The 19,636-nt window shown below is 67.8% G+C and carries 19 protein-coding genes and 1 other RNA gene; 10 read left to right on the top strand and 10 right to left on the bottom strand.

What is annotated here, in order from left to right; translation table 11 throughout:
• Positions 1–34: 34 nt before the first annotated feature.
• The 3 genes from ACFQZZ_RS14260 to ACFQZZ_RS14270 all read right to left on the bottom strand — a co-directional run bounded on the left by ACFQZZ_RS14260 (position 35) and on the right by ACFQZZ_RS14270 (position 6,150).
• Positions 35–3,046 carry a bifunctional [glutamine synthetase] adenylyltransferase/[glutamine synthetase]-adenylyl-L-tyrosine phosphorylase gene (locus ACFQZZ_RS14260; RefSeq protein ID WP_378679486.1) on the bottom strand — a complete coding sequence of 1,004 codons (3,012 nt, stop codon included), beginning with the start codon at positions 3,044–3,046 and terminating at the stop codon, positions 35–37.
• A gap of 93 nt (positions 3,047–3,139) precedes the next feature.
• The gene (locus tag ACFQZZ_RS14265; RefSeq protein ID WP_378679489.1) at positions 3,140–4,477 is read right to left on the bottom strand and encodes a glutamine synthetase family protein; all 1,338 of its coding nucleotides are present in this window, start codon (positions 4,475–4,477) and stop codon (positions 3,140–3,142) included.
• A 146-nt stretch (positions 4,478–4,623) separates the two neighbouring features.
• Positions 4,624–6,150, bottom strand: a complete 1,527-nt coding sequence (locus ACFQZZ_RS14270) for an alpha/beta hydrolase (protein ID WP_378680537.1) — start codon at positions 6,148–6,150, stop codon at positions 4,624–4,626.
• A gap of 218 nt (positions 6,151–6,368) precedes the next feature.
• On the opposite strand from ACFQZZ_RS14270, the gene panB reads away from it, so the two are divergent.
• The 5 genes from panB to ACFQZZ_RS14295 all read left to right on the top strand — a co-directional run bounded on the left by panB (position 6,369) and on the right by ACFQZZ_RS14295 (position 10,595).
• Positions 6,369–7,226 carry a 3-methyl-2-oxobutanoate hydroxymethyltransferase gene (panB, locus tag ACFQZZ_RS14275; RefSeq protein ID WP_378679493.1) on the top strand — a complete coding sequence of 286 codons (858 nt, stop codon included), beginning with the start codon at positions 6,369–6,371 and terminating at the stop codon, positions 7,224–7,226.
• A gap of 13 nt (positions 7,227–7,239) precedes the next feature.
• Complete coding sequence (locus ACFQZZ_RS14280; RefSeq protein WP_378679496.1) at positions 7,240–8,100, top strand: phosphotransferase; 861 nt, start codon at positions 7,240–7,242, stop codon at positions 8,098–8,100.
• Between the two features lie 106 nt (positions 8,101–8,206).
• A complete protein-coding gene (locus tag ACFQZZ_RS14285) occupies positions 8,207–8,653 on the top strand; it encodes a hypothetical protein (protein WP_378679499.1) in 447 nt (148 codons plus the stop codon).
• On the top strand, positions 8,653–9,615 hold the full coding sequence (pip, locus tag ACFQZZ_RS14290; protein ID WP_378679502.1) for a prolyl aminopeptidase: 963 nt from the start codon (positions 8,653–8,655) through the stop codon (positions 9,613–9,615). Before ACFQZZ_RS14285 ends, pip begins: the two co-directional genes overlap by 1 nt.
• A gap of 2 nt (positions 9,616–9,617) precedes the next feature.
• Complete coding sequence (locus ACFQZZ_RS14295) at positions 9,618–10,595, top strand: CHAD domain-containing protein (RefSeq protein ID WP_378679505.1); 978 nt, start codon at positions 9,618–9,620, stop codon at positions 10,593–10,595.
• 24 nt (positions 10,596–10,619) lie between these two features.
• Here the strand turns inward: ACFQZZ_RS14295 and ACFQZZ_RS14300 are convergent, their stop codons facing one another.
• Both ACFQZZ_RS14300 and ACFQZZ_RS14305 read right to left on the bottom strand, forming a co-directional pair.
• Positions 10,620–12,218: an RNB domain-containing ribonuclease gene (locus ACFQZZ_RS14300; protein WP_378679508.1), complete on the bottom strand. Its 1,599-nt coding sequence runs from the start codon at positions 12,216–12,218 to the stop codon at positions 10,620–10,622.
• A gap of 17 nt (positions 12,219–12,235) precedes the next feature.
• Positions 12,236–12,568, bottom strand: coding sequence for a hypothetical protein (locus ACFQZZ_RS14305; RefSeq protein WP_378679511.1), 333 nt, complete (start codon positions 12,566–12,568; stop codon positions 12,236–12,238).
• A 429-nt stretch (positions 12,569–12,997) separates the two neighbouring features.
• Between ACFQZZ_RS14305 and ACFQZZ_RS14310 the strand changes: the two genes are divergently transcribed.
• Positions 12,998–13,393 (top strand): hypothetical protein, encoded by a 396-nt coding sequence (locus tag ACFQZZ_RS14310; protein WP_378679514.1) that lies wholly within the window; start codon positions 12,998–13,000, stop codon positions 13,391–13,393.
• Positions 13,394–13,577: 184 nt separating this feature from the next.
• On the opposite strand, the gene ACFQZZ_RS14315 is transcribed toward ACFQZZ_RS14310, so the two are convergent.
• Positions 13,578–14,390 carry a slipin family protein gene (locus ACFQZZ_RS14315; RefSeq protein WP_378679517.1) on the bottom strand — a complete coding sequence of 271 codons (813 nt, stop codon included), beginning with the start codon at positions 14,388–14,390 and terminating at the stop codon, positions 13,578–13,580.
• 80 nt (positions 14,391–14,470) lie between these two features.
• An RNA gene (gene rnpB / locus ACFQZZ_RS14320) (RNase P RNA component class A) lies at positions 14,471–14,879 on the bottom strand.
• A gap of 76 nt (positions 14,880–14,955) precedes the next feature.
• Here rnpB and ACFQZZ_RS14325 point away from each other — a divergent pair.
• From ACFQZZ_RS14325 to ACFQZZ_RS14335, 3 genes are all read left to right on the top strand, one after another.
• The gene (locus ACFQZZ_RS14325; RefSeq protein WP_378679520.1) at positions 14,956–15,843 is read left to right on the top strand and encodes an alpha/beta hydrolase; all 888 of its coding nucleotides are present in this window, start codon (positions 14,956–14,958) and stop codon (positions 15,841–15,843) included.
• A gap of 175 nt (positions 15,844–16,018) precedes the next feature.
• Positions 16,019–16,537 (top strand): TrmH family RNA methyltransferase, encoded by a 519-nt coding sequence (locus tag ACFQZZ_RS14330; RefSeq protein ID WP_378679523.1) that lies wholly within the window; start codon positions 16,019–16,021, stop codon positions 16,535–16,537.
• A 97-nt stretch (positions 16,538–16,634) separates the two neighbouring features.
• On the top strand, positions 16,635–16,856 hold the full coding sequence (locus ACFQZZ_RS14335; RefSeq protein ID WP_378679526.1) for a hypothetical protein: 222 nt from the start codon (positions 16,635–16,637) through the stop codon (positions 16,854–16,856).
• Positions 16,857–16,910: 54 nt separating this feature from the next.
• Here ACFQZZ_RS14335 and ACFQZZ_RS14340 read toward each other — a convergent pair whose 3' ends face one another.
• Positions 16,911–17,408 carry an SgcJ/EcaC family oxidoreductase gene (locus ACFQZZ_RS14340; RefSeq protein ID WP_378679529.1) on the bottom strand — a complete coding sequence of 166 codons (498 nt, stop codon included), beginning with the start codon at positions 17,406–17,408 and terminating at the stop codon, positions 16,911–16,913.
• 52 nt (positions 17,409–17,460) lie between these two features.
• Positions 17,461–17,886 carry a hypothetical protein gene (locus ACFQZZ_RS14345; RefSeq protein WP_378679532.1) on the bottom strand — a complete coding sequence of 142 codons (426 nt, stop codon included), beginning with the start codon at positions 17,884–17,886 and terminating at the stop codon, positions 17,461–17,463.
• Positions 17,887–17,973: 87 nt separating this feature from the next.
• Here ACFQZZ_RS14345 and ACFQZZ_RS14350 point away from each other — a divergent pair, with 87 nt between their 5' ends.
• Complete coding sequence (locus ACFQZZ_RS14350) at positions 17,974–18,909, top strand: helix-turn-helix domain-containing protein (protein WP_378679535.1); 936 nt, start codon at positions 17,974–17,976, stop codon at positions 18,907–18,909.
• Here the strand turns inward: ACFQZZ_RS14350 and ACFQZZ_RS14355 are convergent.
• Positions 18,823–19,521 carry a hypothetical protein gene (locus tag ACFQZZ_RS14355; RefSeq protein WP_378679538.1) on the bottom strand — a complete coding sequence of 233 codons (699 nt, stop codon included), beginning with the start codon at positions 19,519–19,521 and terminating at the stop codon, positions 18,823–18,825. The genes ACFQZZ_RS14350 and ACFQZZ_RS14355 overlap by 87 nt on opposite strands.
• Between the last annotated feature and the right edge of the window lie 115 nt (positions 19,522–19,636).

The following is a 19,636-nucleotide window of genomic DNA, read 5'->3' on the forward strand; positions in this document are numbered from 1 at the left end:
AGCGCCCATCGCCGTCAGCGGCCGTGGCGGTCTACTAGCCCCCGAACACCCGCTCGACGACCGCCTTGGCCCGGCGAGTGACACGCATGTAGTTGTCGAGGAATTCGCTGCCGTCGTCGTTGCGCCACCCCGCTACCCGCGCGACGGCCGATAGTAGGCGGCCCGGGCCGGGCAGCTGGTCGGCAGGCTTGCCACGCACCAGGACGAGGGCGTTACGTGCCTTTGTCGCGGTGAGCCAGGAATCGCGCAGCAGCGCGACATCTTCGGCGTCGAGCAGCTCGGTCTGCTCGATGACGTCGAGCGATTCCAGCGTGGAGGTGTTGTGCAGGCCGCGCACGTCATGGGCGTAGCGCAGCTGCATCAGCTGCACGGTCCACTCGATATCGGCGAGTCCGCCACGGCCGAGCTTGGTGTGGGTCGCCGGATTGGCGCCGCGCGGCAGCCGCTCGGAATCCACCCGAGCCTTGATCCTCCGGATCTCGCGCACCGCCTCCGACGACACCCCGCCCTCGGGATAGCGCACCTTGTCGATAGTGCGCAGGAAGCGAACCCCAAGCGCTTCGTCGCCCGCCACCTGGTGCGCGCGCAGCAGCGCCTGCACCTCCCATGGCTGCGCCCACTGCTCGTAGTAGGCGGCGTAGGCGGCCAACGTACGCACCAGCGCACCGTTGCGTCCCTCCGGCCGCAGCCCGGCGTCCACCTGCAACGGCGGATCGGTGCTCGGCGCCCCGAGCATCCGCTGCACCCGCTCGGCGACACCGATCGCCCATTTCACGGCTTTGGTCTCGTCCTCGCCGGGACGCGGATCGCAGACGAAAAGCACATCGGCGTCGGAGCCGTAGCCCAGCTCCATGCCGCCGAGCCTGCCCATTCCGATCACCGCGAGATCGGCGGGTGCCGGTGCGCCTAGTTCGGCCTCGCTGGCCCGAATCACCGCGCGCAGTGCGGCTTCCAGCACCGCGACCCACACCGAGGACAGCGCGCGGCACACCTGCGGCACGTCGAGCATGCCGAGCAGGTCCGCCGATGCCACTCTGGCCAGCTCGTGCCGGCGCAGCGAACGTGCCGCGGCCACAGCCCGTTTCGGATCGTCGTAGCGAGCCGCCGCCGTGAGGATTCCGCGCGCGACGTCTTCCGGTTGCGGACTCAGCAGCAGCGGACCGCCGGGACCGTCGGCGTACATCCGAATCGTGTCCGGCGCGTTGATCAGCAGATCGGGCAGGTACTCCGACGAACCGAGCACGATCATCAGTCGCTGCGCGATCGCCCCTTCGTCGCGCAACTCGCGCAGGAACCAGATCTGGTCGTCGAGGCCCTCCGACACCCGCCGGTAGGCCAGCAGTCCGGCGTCGGGATTCGGTGTGTCACCGAGCCATTCGAGCAACGTCGGCAGCAGCAGTGCCTGAATGCGGCCCTTGCGCGAGATTCCGCCGGTCAGTGCCTTCAGGTGTCCGAGCGCATGCTCCGGCGCCACATAACCCAGCGCGGCAAGCTGCCGGATCGCCGCGTCCGGGCTCAGCCGCAGCGCGTCTGGGTCGAGTTTGACCACCGATTCGAGCAGCGGCCGGTAGAAGAGCTTGGCGTGTAATCGCCGCACCCGCACCGAATTACGCCGAATCTCGTTGCCGAGCACGCCCACCGCGTCCTGCCTGCCGTCGGGCCGGATATGCGCGGCGCGAGCCAGCCAGCGCATCCCTTCCTCGTCGTCGGCGGCGGGCAACGTGTGAGTTCGCTTGAGTCGCTGCAGTTGCAGCCGGTGCTCGAGCAGCCTCAGGAATTCGTAGGAGGCGGTGAGGTTGGCCGCGTCGTCGCGGCCGATGTAGCCGCCCGCGGCCAGCGCCGTCAGCGCCTCGACGGTGCCCTGCACGTGCAGCGTCTCGTCCACCCGCCCGTGCACCAATTGCAGGAGCTGCACGGCGAATTCGACGTCGCGCAGGCTGCCGTGCCCGAGTTTCAGCTCGCGCTCGCGCAGATCGGCGGGCACCAGATCCTCCACCCGGCGCCGCATCGCCTGCACGTCGGCCACGAAATCCGGTCGCTCCGAGGCGGTCCAGACCATCGGCATCAGCGCGTTGCGGTACTGCTCCCCGAGCTCCAGGTCGCCGGTCATCGGCCGTGCCTTGAGCAGTGCCTGGAACTCCCAGGTCCGCGCCCACCGCTTGTAGTACGCGATATGGGATTCCAGCGTGCGCACCAGCGCACCCGCCTTGCCCTCCGGCCGCAGCGCCGCGTCGACCTCGAAGAAAGCCGCGCTGCCGACGCTCATCGTCTCGGCGGCCATCCGCGTCGCGGTGGCGTCGGCCGGTTCGGCTACGAACACCACATCGACGTCGCTGACGTAATTCAGTTCGCGCGCACCGCTTTTGCCCATGGCGATCACCGCGAGCCGAACCGGCACCGGCTCGTCTTTGCATACCCGCGCCACCGCGACCGACAACGCCGCGGTCAGCGCGGCATCGGCGAGATCGGTGAGATGGCGCCCGACAACCTGATACGGCAATACCGGCTCGTTCTCGACCGTCGCGGCCAGATCGAGCGCCGCGAGCAACATCAGTTGATCGCGATACCGCTTGCGCAGCAAGGTAATCGACTCAGACCCCGCGATCCCCGCCCGGTACAGCATCGCTGTCGAGTTGGGGCTCTCCGCAGGCACGGCCTCCACCGCAGCCAGCAGATCCGCGATCAACTCCTCGCGACTCGGCAGCTTGTCGCGCCGCAAGATCCGCCACGCGGCCGGATCGGCAACCAGATGGTCGGCGAACGCACTCGACGACCCGATCAGCGCGAACAGCCTGCCGCGCAACGAGCTGTCGGCTCGCAGCGTCGAATCCAGTTCCGCCCAGTCATCACCCAGCGCGGCGCGCAACCGCATCAGCGTCAGCAACGCGAGATCGGCGTCGGGCGACCGAGACAGGGCCCACAGCACCGGAATGCTGTCGACGTTATCCCACGCCAGCTCTCGCAACGACTGGGCTGCGGTCGGCTCGAGCAATCCGAGCCGACCGACACCGGGAACAGCTGAACGAGCAGACGGCGGCCGGACCATATGTCCAACTTAGTTCGCCGCACATGCCTTTCCACACGGGCGGGTGGAAAGAAGCGCAAACGTAGCCGTTATCGGCTGGTTCGCGGTGCAGTGTTACAAACCGAGGTATTCCTTCAGCTCGAACGGCGTTACCTGGCTGCGGTAGTCCGCCCACTCCCGGCGCTTGTTGCGCAGGAAGAAGTCGAACACGTGCTCGCCGAGGGTCTCGGCGACCAGCTCAGAACGCTCCATGGCCTGCAATGCCTCGTCCAGGGTGCCCGGCAGCTCCCGGAAGCCCATCGCGCGGCGCTCGGCGACGGTCAGCGACCACACGTCGTCCTCCGCCTCCGGCGGCAGCGTGTAGCCCTTCTCGATGCCCCGCAGACCGGCGGCGAGCAGCACCGCGAAGGTCAGGTAGGGGTTGCATGCCGAATCTGGGCTGCGGATCTCCACGCGGCGTGAGGAGGACTTGTTCGGGGTGTACATCGGGACGCGCACCAGCGCGGAGCGGTTGGACCGGCCCCACGAGGCGGCGGTCGGCGCCTCGCCGCCGTGGATGAGCCGCTTGTAGGAGTTCACCCACTGGTTGGTGATCGCGCTGATCTCCGGCGCGTGCTCGAGGATGCCCGCGATGAACGCCCGCGCCGTCTCCGACAGGTTGATCGGATCGTCGGGGTCGTGGAATGCGTTCGCCTCGCCCTCGAACAGGCTCATGTGCGTGTGCATCGCCGAGCCCGGGTACTGGGCGAACGGCTTGGGCATGAACGTCGCGCGCACGCCCTCGTCGATGGCCACTTCCTTGATCAGGTAGCGGAAGGTCATCACGTTGTCGGCCATGGACAGCGCGTCGGCGTAGCGCAGGTCGATCTCCTGCTGACCCGGCGCGCCCTCGTGGTGGCTGAACTCGACCGAGATGCCCATCGACTCGAGCGCGTCGATGGCGTGGCGGCGGAAGTTCGGCGCCGCGTCGTGCACCGCCTGATCGAAGAAGCCGCCGCTGTCGGCCGGGCGGGGCTCGGAGCCCTGCGGTCCGTGCTCCAGTAGGAAGAACTCGATCTCCGGGTGCACGTAGCAACTGAAGCCGACGTCAGCGGCCTTGTTGAGCTGGCGACGCAGCACGTGCCTCGGGTCGGCCCAGGACGGCGAACCGTCCGGCATGGCGATGTCGCAGAACATGCGCGCGGAGTGCTGGTGGCCCTTGCTGGTGGACCACGGCAGGACCTGGAAGGTGGACGGATCCGGCCGGGCGACCATGTCCGCTTCCGAGACGCGGGCGAAGCCTTCGATGGCAGAGCCATCGAAGCCGATGCCCTCCTCGAAGGCGCCCTCCAGCTCGGCCGGCGCGATCGCGACGGACTTCAGGTAACCCAACACGTCGGTGAACCAGAGACGCACGAAGCGGATATCCCGCTCTTCGAGCGTCCGCAGCACGAATTCCTTCTGGCGATCCATGAACGCGAGCGTAAGCACCCGGCGTTAAATCCGTGTTACATACACGTCTAGGGATCGCAATCCAATGATTTGGAACAGATCGCACCGCCACACAGCGCGGCCTGTGAGGCCCGGCCGGCGGGCGGATCGGCACCCGCCCGCACGGGTCAGCAGGCGAGTCCCTGCTCCGGGACTTTCAGCTCGGTGAGGTAGGCGATGACCGCGTCGTCGAGGCAGGCGTCGCCCGCGACAAGGGCCGCGGTGTGCCTGGTGCCTCGGAAGGTGACCAGCGCGGCGTCGAGCTGTGCGGCGAGGTCGACACCGGCCTGGTAGGGCGTCGCCGGATCCTCCGTTGTCGACACCACCACCGTCTTCGGCAGCCCGGTCACCGAGATCTTGTGCGGTTCGCTGGTATTCGGCACCGGCCAGGCATTGCACACCTCGAGCGGTGCGGCCCCGGTGCCGCGGCCGTCGTCGAGGAACGGCGCGGCCTTGCGGTACTCGGAGTCCTGCTTGCCCGCGACCGCGGGATCGGCGATCCGCGGATCGTCGACACAGCGGATCGCGTTGAACGCGTCCTGGGTGTTGTTGTAGGTGCCGTCCTCGCGGCGGCCGTCGTAGATGTCGGCCAGCTGGAGCAGGGTGTCGCCGCGGCCGTCGCGCAACTCGGAGAGGCCGAGGGTGAGCACCCGCCAGAATTCGTCGGTGTAGAGCGCCTGCTGCACGCCGGTAATGGCGTCGCTGTAGCTGAGTCCGCGCGGGTCGGTGGTCGCGGCCGGCTTGTCGCGCAAGGGGTTCACCAGCGCGCGGAAGCGCGCGACGGACTGCGTCGGGTCGGTGCCGAGCGGGCAATCCGACTCCTTGGCGCAGTCGGCGCTGTAGCCGTCGAACGCCTTCTGGAAGCCCGCGGCCTGTCGCAACGACTCCTGCACGGGGTCCGCCGCGGAGTCGACAGCGCCGTCGAGCACCAACGCTCGCACATTGGCGGGGAACTTCTCGGCGTAGGCCGAGCCGAGCTTGGTGCCGTAGGAGTAGCCGAGGTAGGTGAGCTTCGGGTCGCCGAGCACGGCACGGATCACGTCCATGTCCTGCACCACCTCACGGGTGCCTACATGGGCGAGGAGTTCGGTTCCGGTGCGGTCGGCGCAATGGCCCGCGTACTCGCGGTTCTCATCCTCCGATTCGGCGATGCCCGCCGGAGTGTTGTCCGTCGGCGGCTCGGCGCGCTCGGTGTCGGACTCCTGCGGGGTCAGGCAGGCGATGGCGGGCAGCGAGGAACCGACGCCACGCGGGTCGAAGCCGACCCGATCGAAGCGGTCGGCGAGCGGGGTCCCGGCCGCGATGCTCGACATCGACAGGCCGGACACTCCGGGGCCGCCGGGGTTCATCAGCAGCGAACCGATGCGTTTTCCGCCTGCCTCCATTCGTGACAGCGCGATCTGCGCGGTCGGGCCGTCCGGCTTCTCGTAGTCGATGGGCACCGTGATGCGCGTGCACTGCGTCTTCGGGGCGAGGGTGTCCTCCGGGTCGCCGAAGCCGTCGCAACTGCCCCATTCCGGCGCCTGCGTGTAGAACTTCTCCAACCCGGCGGGCGGCGCGGACAACGGCGCCTTCGGCTCGTCCCTGGCGACGGCGCACCCCGCCATTACCAACGCCAGCACCGCTCCAACGAGCACACCACGCCCACTCCGCATCCACGCCATGCTTGAGATCCTGACAGGGCCGCCGCCGCGCCTGTTCGGCGCACCAGTAAACGCGATCGCAAAATCAGGCGATGCGAAGCTCGCGCGATGTGATCAATCGCACCGGTCACGGGCCTTAATGCGGTTGTCGCGTCGGTGGCACACTGGACGCGTCAGACAAACCCGGGGACCCGCATGGGCCTCGAGGAGACACGACGAAAGGGACGACGATGTCCGTGTCCGATTCGGAAACCCCCGCGTACGGCGCCGCACCGACCACACCCAAGGCGGCGAAGCGCAAGACGCGGGTGCATCACCTCCAGCAGATGAAGGCCGAGGGTGAGCGCTGGTCCATGCTCACCGCCTACGACTACTCCTCGGCGCGGCTATTCGAAGAGGCCGGTATTCCGGTGCTATTGGTCGGCGACTCCGCGGCGAACGTGGTGTACGGCTACGACACCACCGTGCCGATCACCGTCGACGAGCTGATCCCGCTGGTACGTGGCGTGGTTCGCGGCGCACCGCACGCGCTGGTCGTCGCCGACCTGCCGTTCGGCACTTACGAGTCCTCGCCGCAGCAGGCACTGGCCACCGCGACCCGGTTCATGAAGGAGGGCCAGGCGCACGCGGTGAAGCTGGAGGGCGGCGAGCGCGTAGCCGACCAGATCGCACTGATCACGTCGGCGGGCATTCCGGTGATGGCGCACATCGGCTTCACGCCGCAGAGCGTCAACACCCTGGGTGGCTTCCGGGTGCAGGGCCGCGGCGACGGCGCCGAACAACTCGTCGCCGACGCCATCGCAGTCCAGGAGGCGGGCGCGTTCGCCGTGGTCATGGAGATGGTTCCGGCCGAGCTGGCCGGTCAGGTCACCCGCAAGCTGACCATCCCGACCGTCGGCATCGGCGCGGGCGCCGACTGTGACGCGCAGGTGCTGGTGTGGCAGGACATGGCGGGCTACACCAGCGGCAAGACCGCCAAGTTCGTCAAGCGTTTCGGGAATGTCGGCGACGAACTGCGCACTGCCGCAGCCGCTTACGCCGACGAGGTGCGCCGAGGCACCTTCCCTGGCCCCGAGCACAGCTTCTGATCCGGGACCATCGATGATCGGCCGAGCAGTGCACGCCCCCGCGGCACTGCTCGGCCAACCGCTGGAACCGGTGCTGGACTGGGCCACCGGAGTACTCGCGGCACGCGGCGTCGAAATCACCGGTCCACCTGCGCATATACGGCGTCGTGCGTGGTCGTTGATCGCGCGCATCCCGACCGACGCGGGCTCGATGTGGCTGAAAGCCAATGCGCGCGCCTTCGCACACGAGGGTCCGCTGCTGCAGCGGCTCGCGGCGCTTCGTCCCGGCAGTGTGCTCGAACCCCTTGCGGTGCAACCCGATCACGGATGGCTGCTCAGCGAGGACGGCGGCGACACCGCCACCGACAGCGAGGCCGAATGGGCCGGCCTGATCGAGCGCTACGTCGATCTGCAGCAGTCGCTTGCAGGGCACGTCGAGGACCTGCGGGCAACCGGAACGCCGTATCTGCCACCGGCACAACTGATTACTGTCTACCGGCACTACGAGCCACGCCTGCCCGGACTCGGCGCCGCGATCGAAGAGACGGCCGCCGCGCTCGAGGAATTCGGCAGACTCAGCATCGAGCACAACGACCTGCACCCCGGCAATGTGTTCGCCGGTGCCACTGCGGGAACCGGGATGCTGTTCGACTGGGGCGACGCGGTGATCACCCACCCATTCCTGTCCCAGCGCATGCTGACCGGCCCACACCGCGAGCAGTACTTCGAGCACTGGCGCAGGCACGGGCCGATCCCCGAGGCGGAAGTCACCCTCGCCGAACGACTTGCCCCACTGGTGTCGCTCAACCCGTGGCGCACCATCGACACCGCACGACCGCGATTCGCCAGGGTGGTCCAGGAACTGTTGGAGGGACTGCGGGCCGGTTTCCGTTGAGCCGTTCTCGGCGCGACGCCGCGGTCCCCGATCGATTCGCACGGGCCCGACGGCGCAAACAATGGCAGACTCGAAGCGGACAATGTCGACACGAGCAGAGGTACCGATGCCGCAGCCCCGTTGGATTTCACGCAGCACGCTCCTGCTGGCCGGAGTTTTCGCCGCCGCGGCGCTGACGGCCTGCGGAACCGGTTCGGACCCGGCTTCGACCGGTAGCTCGGGCTCGACAACGGAATCGGCGACCGCGACCAGCGCACCGAACGGCACCTCCAAGCCGAGCAGCCTGGTGATCTCCGATGCGGCAGCGGGCCGACTGTGCGACATGATGCGTCCGGAGCTGTCGAATTGGCGGATCCAGGGCCCGACGCTGGGCCGGATCGGCCTCAACGCGCTGATCCACGAGTGGGCGCTCACCAACGGCGGCATCAACGCCCAGGTGCTGGCCGACAAGCCGGTGATCGACCGGATCACCACCAAGAGCTGCTCCGACGTGCGCCAGCAGGCGATCGAGGCGCTGAAACTGTCCGATCTCGCGTCCGGGCTCGCCTTCTGATGCGAACCCTGTACCCCCCGATCGAGCCGTACGAGACCGGGATGCTCGATGTCGGCGCGGGACAGTCGGTGTACTGGGAGGTCAGCGGCAACCCGGACGGTAAACCGGTGGTGTTCTTGCACGGCGGTCCAGGTGGCGGCACCGCGCCCTACCACCGGCAGTTCTTCGATCCGGCCGTCTATCGCATCGTGCTGCTGGACCAGCGCGGCTGCGGCCGCTCCACCCCGCACATCGCCGACGGCGCGAGCCTGGAGACCAACACCACGCCGCACCTGGTCGCCGACATCGAGGCGCTGCGTAGCCATCTCGGCATCGACCGCTGGCAAGTTTTCGGCGGCTCGTGGGGTTCGACGCTGGCGCTCGCCTACGCGCAACAGCATCCGGAACGGGTGACCGAGCTGGTGCTGCGCGGAATCTTCCTGCTGCGGCGCAAGGAAATCGACTGGTACTACAACGGCGCCGCGGGCTACGTCTACCCGGACGAGTGGGAGAAGTTCCTGGCCCCGGTGCCGGAGGCCGAGCGAGGCGGCGACCTGGTCGAGGTATACCACCGGCTGCTGCACTCCCCCGACGAGCAGGTCGCCCTCGCCGCGGCTGTCGCCTGGTCCACCTGGGAGGGCGCGACGAGTTCGCTACTGCCCCAACCGGATCGGGTCGCCGAGACCGCCGAGGCGCGTTTCGCGCTGGCCTTCGCTCGAATCGAGAACCACTACTTCTTGCACGGTGGGTTCCTCGACGAGGGCCAGCTACTGCGCGATATCGGCACGATCGCGCACATCCCGGCCGTCATCGTGCAGGGCCGCCACGACATCGTCTGCCCGGCCGTCAGCGCCTGGGACCTGCACCGGTCCTGGCCCGGCTCGGAGTTGCACATCGTGGACGACGCCGGGCACGCCGCCAATGAGCCCGGCATCATCCATCACCTCGTCGAGGCAACCGACGGATTCGCGAAAGTGAGCTGAACATGATCAGCGCCGGAAACGCCCTCGTCGCGGCACTCAGCGACGATGTTGACCGGCTGCTGGCCGCCGAACCGGAAGTTCGTGCGGACGCCTACGATTCGGTGCACCAGATGCGGGTCGCGACGCGCCGTCTGCGCAGCGTGCTGCGTTCGTATCGCAGGCTGTTCGAACAGGCGCCCGCCGCCGCGATGGGCGACGAACTCAAGTGGCTTGCCGGTTTGCTCGGCGTCGCACGGGACGCCGAGGTACGCGCCGACCGCTTCGCCACCCTGTTGGCCGCGCATGCCCGACCCGCCGAATCAGGCACGGCCGCCAGCGACTCCGCCGGCACCCCGGACTCGTCGACGTCGACCGCCGACGAACCGGTTCCGGCGGGCTCCGAATCGGACGGCGCCGATATCGCGGCCGCCGATATCGAATTCGTCACGACCGAGTTGGTCGGCGCGGAACGCGCGCGGTACGCGAACGCGCACGCCGAGGTCCTGGCAGAGCTCGACGGCGACCGGTACCGCAAGCTGCGTGACGAATTGTCGACTTGGCGCACCGATCCTCCGCTCGACCCCGCCAAGGCCGCCAAGCCCGCGGTGGACGCGTTCGCGCGCGTGCTGCGCCGCGACCGCAAGCGGCTGCGACGCCTGGTCTTCGCCGAACCCGCGGTACCGCCCGCCGAGCGCGTCGAGCTGCTGCACGATATCCGCAAGGGCGCCAAGCGCTTACGGTATTCCTGCGAGGGCGCCGCCGAAACACTCGGCGTCTCGGCCACCGAACTGGGCAGTAGCGCGAAACGCTTGCAAACCGTCCTCGGCGACCATCGCGACGCCGTCGAGTCTCGCGAAGCCATCCTCGCCCGCGCCGCCGAATCACCCGCACGAGGCCAAGGCGCGGCGCTCTACGAAATCTTGGCCGACGCCGAGGAGATCGCGGCAGGCAAAGCACTCGCGCGCTACCCGACCGCCGCCACGTTCGTCTCGGCAGACTGAAACCAGGCTGTCCTGGTTCGTCACTCAGGCCGGGAAGGCGAAGCTGATCTTGCGATTTGCCGGGTCGGCGGAGACCAGGCGGACGCGCACCGCGGCACCTTCCGGGGGTGCGCCGACGCACGGTCCAACCACCGGTGGGGCGGCGATGAACACCTCGGCGGGCCGACTGCCGTTGGCCTCCCGCACCACGACCGCGTCGAACTCCGCACCGCTGCGCTCGGCGAGCAGGGTCGCCTCGGTGAGGTCGATGCAGGCCCGTTCCACCTTGCTCGCGATGGCGTCGCTGCGCCGCATCGAATCGGCGGTGGATGACAGTCCGTCTCGAACCCATTGCGGGACTTCGGTTCCCGCGCACAGAGCCATACAGATCTCGGTGGCGAAACGGTCGGCCAGGCGGCGCAGCGGCGCAGTCACGTGCGCGTACGGTGCGCCGATCGCGCTGTGCTGCAGGTTATTCGACTGCTGGTCGCCGGACTGCCTGGCGTTCGACCGCCGGCCGCTCGGCTGCTCGGCTGTCGACTCTTCCGCATCGGGCTCGGCGTCCGCCCGCACGCTGCTCGACTGCACACCATTCGACGGCACCGCGGCAGCCTCCCGCTCGGGGTCGCCCGAGGCGTCTGCGCCAGCCCCGTCCAGCACGGTGTACGCGGCCCCGCGGAGCAGCCCGGTGGCCTCCGACATGAGCACCAGAGCAGCGGGCGTGTTCGGATCCAGCCCGGCAAGCATGCGGCCGACCGACTGGTCGGCGGGCCAGGCGATCCCCAACGCCGCGGCGGTCCTGCGTATCGAATCGATCGCCGATTCGGGCGGCGGCGGCATCGTCCGCAGCAACGCGATGCGTTCCCCCGACGGTGTCGTCCGCTCGAGCATGATCCGAGCCGCGCACATCCCGGTCAGCAGCGACACCTGCTCGTTCCAGTCGTCGGCGGCGGTGCGCGGCTCCAGCACCAGCCGCCAGTGGCCCTCGGCGTTGTCGTCGCGGATGACGCTCTGCGCGGGCAAGCGCAGCCCGATCGCGCCGCGCGCCAGCCCTGCCTCGATGCGCCGCGTGCCGAATTCCGGCAGGGCCGCGATCGAAGGGTGTAGGCGGCCGGCGTCGGCGTCGGCTTGCACGCCCGCATAGTCGAGCCGGGCCCTGGATCGAATGAGCGCGCGCACGACCGAGAACCGCCACGGTTCGGCGTTCTCGTCGAGTTCGATGGTCCACAGCGCGACGGGCCTGGTCTGCTCGGGCAGCAGGCTCGCGGCGTCCTCCGACAGGACCGGCGGATGCAGCGGCACGGTGCCGTCGGGCAGGTAGAAGGTCTGACCCCGGGCGGCGGCCTCTTTCGCGAGGGCGCCGTCGGGGACGATCACGGCGCCGACGTCGGCGATCGCATAGTGCAGGGTGAAGCCCGAGTCGGTGCGTTCCAGGTGCAACGCCTGGTCGAGATCCATCGCGCCGGGCGGGTCGATCGTCACGAACGGGATGTCGGTGCGATCAACGCGGTTGCCCGCGAACGCGTCGACCGCGTCGCGGGCTTCCGTGGTTGCCTCGGCGGGATACGCCGAGGCCAATCCGAATTCGGAACGGATGGCGCCGAAATCTACCGGCGCCGAGACGATCCGCTGGTGCAGTTCCACGCTGTCGCTGTCGGGCTCTACTGCAGCGCCAACATGGTGCCGTTCAATTCGTTGAACGGTCCGTACACAGTGAAGGTCACGCGTCCGCCCGGGACACTCGACGACACTCCGGCCGCCGCATCGAGCGCCTGACCGAACGAGGCCGCCGAAGGATGCGGCAGGCCCGCGATCGTCTTACCGAATTGGCTCTGGTGCACCCAGACCGTGTCGGCGGGGCTGAGGTCGACCTTGACCCCACCCGCCAGTGGGGTCACCGCGACCGCATTAGCGGACCCGGCACCCAGCAATGCGAAAACCGATGCAGCCCCGGCGATCAACGCGCCGGTGACCAGTGAACGAACTACCCGCATAGAATTGAGACCTACTTTCCCGCGATCGAAGAATGAACGGTCCGCTGCTGCCCGGCAACGGGCCTTGCCAACGGCGACCACTCTATGACGTCGATCACGTTAATAGCCAGTTCCGGACGAATCGCCATGCCGGACACGCCGAACCCGCCCCGCCACGGCCAACTGCTAGGGTTGCCGGGCGTAGCGGGGTTTCGATCTTCCCGCACATTTCGAAGTATCCCCGTACGTCGACAATTGGGAGTTACGCACTCATGTCATCGCTGCTTTTCGACTACCTGATGCCACTGCTCGGCCCGGAGCAGGCCGCATACTGGGCTCAGGTCTTCACGATCGCGCCGGCCTGACCTCACCGCCTCCCGCGCGGCTTCGTCGCCTCCCGTTAACCACATGGGAGGCGACGTTAGTCAAGTGCCGCTAGCATCCCGCTCCGTGCAAAGAACCTCCGCCGCTATCGCGGCCAGCGCCACCCTCTTCACCCTGCTTCTCGCAGGCTGCAACGACGACAAGGCCAGCAGCGCCGCCCCATCGACGACGGCAGGCGCCGGAACGTCGTCGGTGTCGGCCGCCGGCGACGCCCACGCCCCCGACAACATCAAAGCGGGCACCTTCGTGGTGAGCTTCCGCAGCGCCTTCCCCAAACTCGCCGACGGCAAAGACGACAACAAGATTCGCGACATCCTCGTCGAAACCTGCAAAGACGTCAAAGACGGCAAGGCCGAGGACGCGGTCGTGCAGAACATCATCAAGCGCACCAAGACCGGATCGGTCGAGGCGAGCAAGGATGAGGCGCAGGCGATCTATCAGATGGCCAAGCTGCTCTGCTGAGCTATTTCTTCCGGGGCAGATAATTCGGCAGGTACTTCAATAGGTAACCCACCGCGATCATGACGATGATTGCGATCAACGGGATAAGCACGGACATCGATCCGGTCCTTTACGTTGTGCTACCGATGCGGGACAGTCCGGCACGCCACCGCGGCCGTACCCGTATCGGTATACGCCCGAGGTGTTACGTATGCGTTCCGTCCCGGCCTGGCGTGTCGTCCGGACGTTGCGCAGGTGGGCTACTTCGCTCCAGGAAGCGCAGCAGCTCCACCGGGAACGGCAGCACCAATGTCGAGTTCTTCTCCGCCGCAACCTGGACCACCGTTTCCAGCAGACGCAGTTGCAATGCCGCGGGATGCTCCGACATCTGGGCGCCCGCTTGGGCCAGCATCTGCGAGGCCTGCAACTCCCCCTCGGCCGAGATGACCCTGGCGCGGCGTTCCCGCTCCGCCTCCGCCTGCCGCGACATCGAGCGTTTCAGCGCATCCGGAAGTGCCACATCCTTGATCTCCACCCGGTCGATGTGCACGCCCCAGGCCAGCGCCGGGCTATCGATCATCAACTCCAGCCCCTTGTTCAGCTGCTCCCGGTTGGACAGCAGATCGTCGAGTTCGCTCTTGCCGATGATCGAGCGCAGCGAGGTCTGAGCCACCTGGCCGACCGCGAACAGATAGTTCTGCACCTCGACGACGGCGGCCATCGGGTCGATCACCCGGAAATACACCACCGCGTCGACCCGCACCGTCACGTTGTCGCGCGTGATGCCGTCCTGTGCGGGAACCGGCATGGTGATGATCTGGGTGGAAACCTTGCGCATCCGATCGGCGAACGGAATCAGCAGGCGCAATCCGGGATCTCGCGTCCCCACCACCCGACCGAACCGGAACACCAGGCCCCTCTCGTACTGCGTGACAATCCGCGCGCTGGCGGCGGTCAGGACAACGCCGACGATCGCCCCCGCACCGAAAATGCTGCCGATGATGGCAAGAACGTCCATAGCTGCACCGCCAAGGCAAATCGTCCACCGCGCCGGAACACCGGGTCTCGCGGCTCCCTTCCATAATGGCACCGCGCGGGCGGACGAGTTGGCCTGTAAGCCGGATCCTGTCCCCGGTTCACACCGGGTGACGACCATCCATCTGGACACACCGTTGCCGGGTGCCTCGAGCGGTCCACCCGCAGGCTCGGGCGAGCAGCCCTCGAACACCTGCGCAGCCGCACCGCAAGCGATGCGACCTTCGACCTTGCTCCGGGCGGGGTTTACCTAGCCGCCCCGGTCACCCGGGGCGCTGGTGCGCTCTTACCGCACCGTTTCACCCTCACCGACGCTCGCGCATCGGCGGTCTGTTTTCTGTGGCACTGTCCCGCGGGTCACCCCGGGTTGCCGTTAGCAACCGCCCTGCTCTGTGGAGTCCGGACTTTCCTCGGCGACGGGCGGCGGCACAGTTGTGCCCGTTCCCATCGCCGCGGTCGCCCGGCCAACTCGTCCGCGGCGTCCAGGGTACGTTGTTCACGGGCCTGACCTCGCAGCTGGTCGGAGCAGAACAGTACGGTGGGGTGCCATGGAACGTGTCGAGGTCAGTTTTCCGTCGGGTAGCGAGCATTGCGCCGCCTGGCTGTATCCGCCCGACGGCATCCCCAAACCCCGCCCGCTGGTAGTCATGGGGCACGGTCTGGGGGCCAATCGGGAAATGGGATTGGATAGGTACGCACGCCGATTCGCCGCCGCCGGAATGGCCGTGCTGGTATTCGACTATCGACATTTCGGGGCCAGCCAGGGCTCGCCGCGCCAGCTACTACATATCGCCCGTCAGCGCGAAGACTGGCGGGCGGCCATCGCATACGCGCGCACCCTGCGCGGCATCGATGCGACCCGAATCGCCCTGTGGGGCACCTCCTTCGGCGGTGGCCACGTGCTATCGGTGGCACCCGACGACGATTACATCGCGGCCGTCGTCGCGCAGGTTCCCTTCACCAGCGGCTGGGCCTCGGCCTGGGCGAAGGGCCCGACCAGCCTGACCAAGGTGGCGACCATCGCCGCCACCGACCTGCTGCTCGGCCCGCTGCGCCGCAAGCCGGTGCGCATTCGGCTCGCGGGGCGCAAGCGCTCGGCCGCGCTGATGAGTGCGCAGGATGTGCCGGAGGGTTACGGCAGGCTTGCCGACGAAAGCGAAAGCTACGAACCGAAAGTCGCCGCCAGGGTTGCCCTGTCGACGCTGTTCGACTCCCCCGGCCGCCGAGCCAAGTCGCTGAAGATGCCGGTCATGTACGTCATCGCCGACAACGATTCGATCGCCCCGGTCAAACCGACGCTGCGCGCCGCCGAACGTACCAAACACGCCGTCGTGAAGCGTTATCCCGTAGGACATTTCGACCTCTACTTCGACGACCACTTCGAGCTGGCGGTCTACGACCAGACCGAGTTCCTGATCTCGGTGCTGCGCCCGTAACCCAGCCCGGCGTCGGGGCTTTTGCCGGTGGTCTCGACGTCGGTATGCTCGAGCGGTACGGTTCGGCCGGTTCGACGGCCGCCACCAACGATGGCCCGGATGCGCCGCGAAGCATCCTCACGATGAATCACATTGTCTCCCTCGCGTTCCCTGGGAAGGACCTTCCCGTCCTTCGTTGACCGCCGCGCGGGTACGGACCCGCCCAGAGCTCCGACGCCAACGCAGACAGCGGGCGCACGGCTGCTGGAACCATCTGCTCATCGCACCGCTGTGGCCGATGCACGGCGTCAACCTCGGCACCCTGCTGCGCACCTGCGACGCGGTCGGCGCGTGCATGGCGGTGCCGCGGCGACCGTGGATACCGGACGCACTCGCCCAGGGCAACACCCTGCGACACCGGCAGTGTGTGCACTGGATCGATGGTCGCGTGGAACGGTGGCTGGCTCGCCAGCGCACCGGAGGTTCCGCGATCGTCGGCGTCGAGCTCACCGACGAATCCATCCGCCTCGCCGACCTCCCGGCCGCACGCAAGCGCACCATCATCGTGCTCGGTCACGAACGCACCGGCATCCCGACCGAGGGGCTCGAACTCCTCGACGTCGCGGTCGAAATCCCGATGGTCGGTACCGGCCACAGCCTCAACGTGGCGGTCGCCGGTTCGCTGGTGCTCTACAAGCTGGCCGGACTGTGCTGAGCAACGTGACCCCGTCGTCGACCCACCGGTGTCGCGCGGTTACCTGTATTCCTGACCGATGGGCCGACCGCGGGTGTCGGTGCCCCGCACTATCACCGTGACCACCACCGTCGGAACCCACAGCGGTCACCAGGACGTCAGCCTCTGGTATCTCATCCGAGGCGACCGCTCCCGCGAATACGCCCTTGACCCGAGAGAATTCAGCGAAGGCCGCTGGTGGGACATCGACACCTTCGCCATCCCAGACCCCGACCCCCACTTCCCCCGCTTCCTCGCCAAGCTCGAATCAACACTGCACGCTTCGCCGACTCGGAAGTGATCGCCGCGACTCGGTTACTCGGCTTCGGTGCACCCAAACGGCCTGGCCGGGGTCCTAATCCGTGGCGCTGACCGACGAAGTGCTCGGCGCGGCACCGGGGTTCGGCAGGATGCGGGTGTTCTGGAAGGACGTGAACAGCCAGGTGTCGTTCTCCCGCACGGCGGTTCGGGTCTGGATGGACAGGTTTTCCGGGCGTTCTTCGTCGGCGTCGGGGCGAATCACCCACACCCCGCTGGTGACCATGACGGCCACGTCCGGTGCCGGGAATCGGATGGTGGTCACCTCGGGCTCGGAAAGGCGAGTGCCTTTCATGAAACCGTCGAAGCCCTGCTGCATCACTTGGCCGAGGTAGGTACGGCCCTGGATGAATTCGCCGATCACCGAGACGAAGTCGGCGTCCTCGGTGAAGGTGGCGGCGAAGGCGTGGCCGTCACCCGCTTCCCAGGCGTCGGCCTGCTTGCCTGCCAGGTCGATCAGGGCCTCCCGGTCCGGGAGTGACGGGTCCACCCCGTCGAGCTTCGCGTTTATTTCCTCGAGCTCGGTGTTGTGCATCAGACGTACTCCATTATCGGTTGTGTGCGGTCGGTGGCGTACCCGGCTTCTCTCACTGGCCTACCCGGCGCAGGCCCGTGTACTCGAGGCAGGCGAACACCGCGACAACGGTCGCTCCGGCGAGCATGAAGGCGATACCGAGCCCGGTCAGGTCGATCAGACCCGAGAACGCCAGCGCCACCATGCCAACGGCGGACAGCGCGTTGACGGCCACGACGCCGGTGGCCTGTCGCGGCGAAATCTCCGGATAGCCCGCGATCAGCAGCAGCGCGAGGGCGCCACCGAGCATGGCGACGCCGAAGGGGATCGACCATGCCGTCGGCAGTCCGAGCGGAGCACGCAAGCCGACCGCTCCGGCAAGCATGACCACCCCGAACGCACCGGTACTCCAGCCATCCACCCGCAGCGCGGAGCGCAGGTAGTCGGTGCCCGCCCGTTGGCCGGAAAGGGCGGGTGTGACGGCGAGGCTCATATCCATGCCGACCACAATGCGGATCCGAGGTGAGGGTCTCAATAACCTCGGAGGTCATGGCCACGCCGATTCACCGACGATTAGCCTGGTCACGTGGTTGGAACTCGGACAGCGGAAAATCTGGTGCGGACCCCGTCGCGGGTCGGTGGCCTACTGCGGGACTGGCGGCAGCGACGCAGGCTGAGCCAGCTCGATCTGGCACTGTCGGCCGACACCTCGGCCCGGCATCTGTCCTATGTGGAGACAGGAAGGTCCAAACCGAGCCGGGCGATGGTGCTACGGCTGTGTGAGGCTCTGGATGTGCCACTGCGGGAACGCAACACCCTGTTGCTCGCCGCCGACTACGCACCTGCCTATCGCGAGAGCAGCCTGGACGACGCGGGCCTCGCTTCGGTGCGCTCGGCCCTGGATATGATGCTCGCCGCGCACGAGCCGTACCCGGCGGTGGTGGTCGATCGGCTGTGGAATGTGGTCACCGGCAACGCGGCCATGGGCGTCATGATGGACGGCATTCCGGACGTGCTGCTGCTGCCGCAGCCGAACGTGTACCGCCTCGTCCTGCATCCGGAGGGACTCTCGACGCGGCTTGCCAATCTGAGTCAAGTGCGCGAACTGTTCCTCGAGCGACTGGCCAGGCAGGTCAACTCCAGCGGCGACCCACACTTGCGCGCGCTCTACGACGAGGTCGCGGCCTATCCGAGGCTGCCGGACCCACCGGGTGAGTCGAACGACGATGTGGCACAACCGAGTCCGTTCGAGGTGCCGCTGCGCATCCGGACGCCGTTCGGCGAGATGCGAATGTTCAGCACGATGGCCACCTTCGGCGCGCCCGCCGATGTCACATTGTCGGAGCTCGCCATCGAATTGTTCTACCCCCTCGACGAATTCACCGCCGCGGCCCTGCGTGGGCTCGCGGCGGCGAAGTCATCGTCCGAATCGGGTTCAGAGGGGCCGGAATCCGGCTCCGACGCCACCGGTGGCGTTCACGGCCTCCAGAATCTGATCGATCGGCTGGAAGAAAGCCGGTGAGTGCACGGGGTTGCCCGCGCTGACGCACGGCACGTCGAAGCCGATACCGCCGAGGCCGGTCAATCGCCCCTGGTTCATCCCGACCAGTCGATCGCCGACGGTCACCGGGCCGCCGGAATCGCCCGGCTTCGAGCAGGATTGATTGATGGTCGCGCCTTCCAGCGCACCCCACACCACACCACAGTCGGATCCGCTGGTGCGCCCGCTCGTGCACACGGTGGCACCGGGTCCCGGTATCCCACCGAGCCCGGCGATGGTAGTCGGGCCGACGGTGCGCACCGGGGTGACCCGCGCCGGATCGAATTGCAGGACTGCGAAGTCCAGCCCCTCTCCGTTGTCGGAGTAGGCGACGACGCCGACCACACCGGCGTCCAGCGCCTTCTCGGCGGCCAGGCGCGCACCGACCGGGGCGCAATGACCGGCGGTCAGACCGACGAGCCGGTCCGCCCCGTCATAACCGATGGCGGTCAGCGAACAGGCCGAATTGTTGTCGAATACCAGGCCGGAGCTGCCGCCGAGCACCGCGGGCCCGGCGGCGTGCGCGGTACCGGCACCGACGAGACCGATGCCCGCGACCACGACCGCGGCAGCCGCCATCCACTTGAATCTCACAGTGAGTATCTCCTTCCCTGCACCACACCGGGACGCCCACTGCGATACCTGCCACAGTGAACCCTATTCGGCCCGAAATGTCTTTCACTACCGAACTTTTCACTATTCGAAGGAA

This window comes from Nocardia sp. GCM10030253 (genome assembly GCF_042675075.1).
Classification (GTDB): Bacteria; Actinomycetota; Actinomycetes; order Mycobacteriales; family Mycobacteriaceae; genus Nocardia.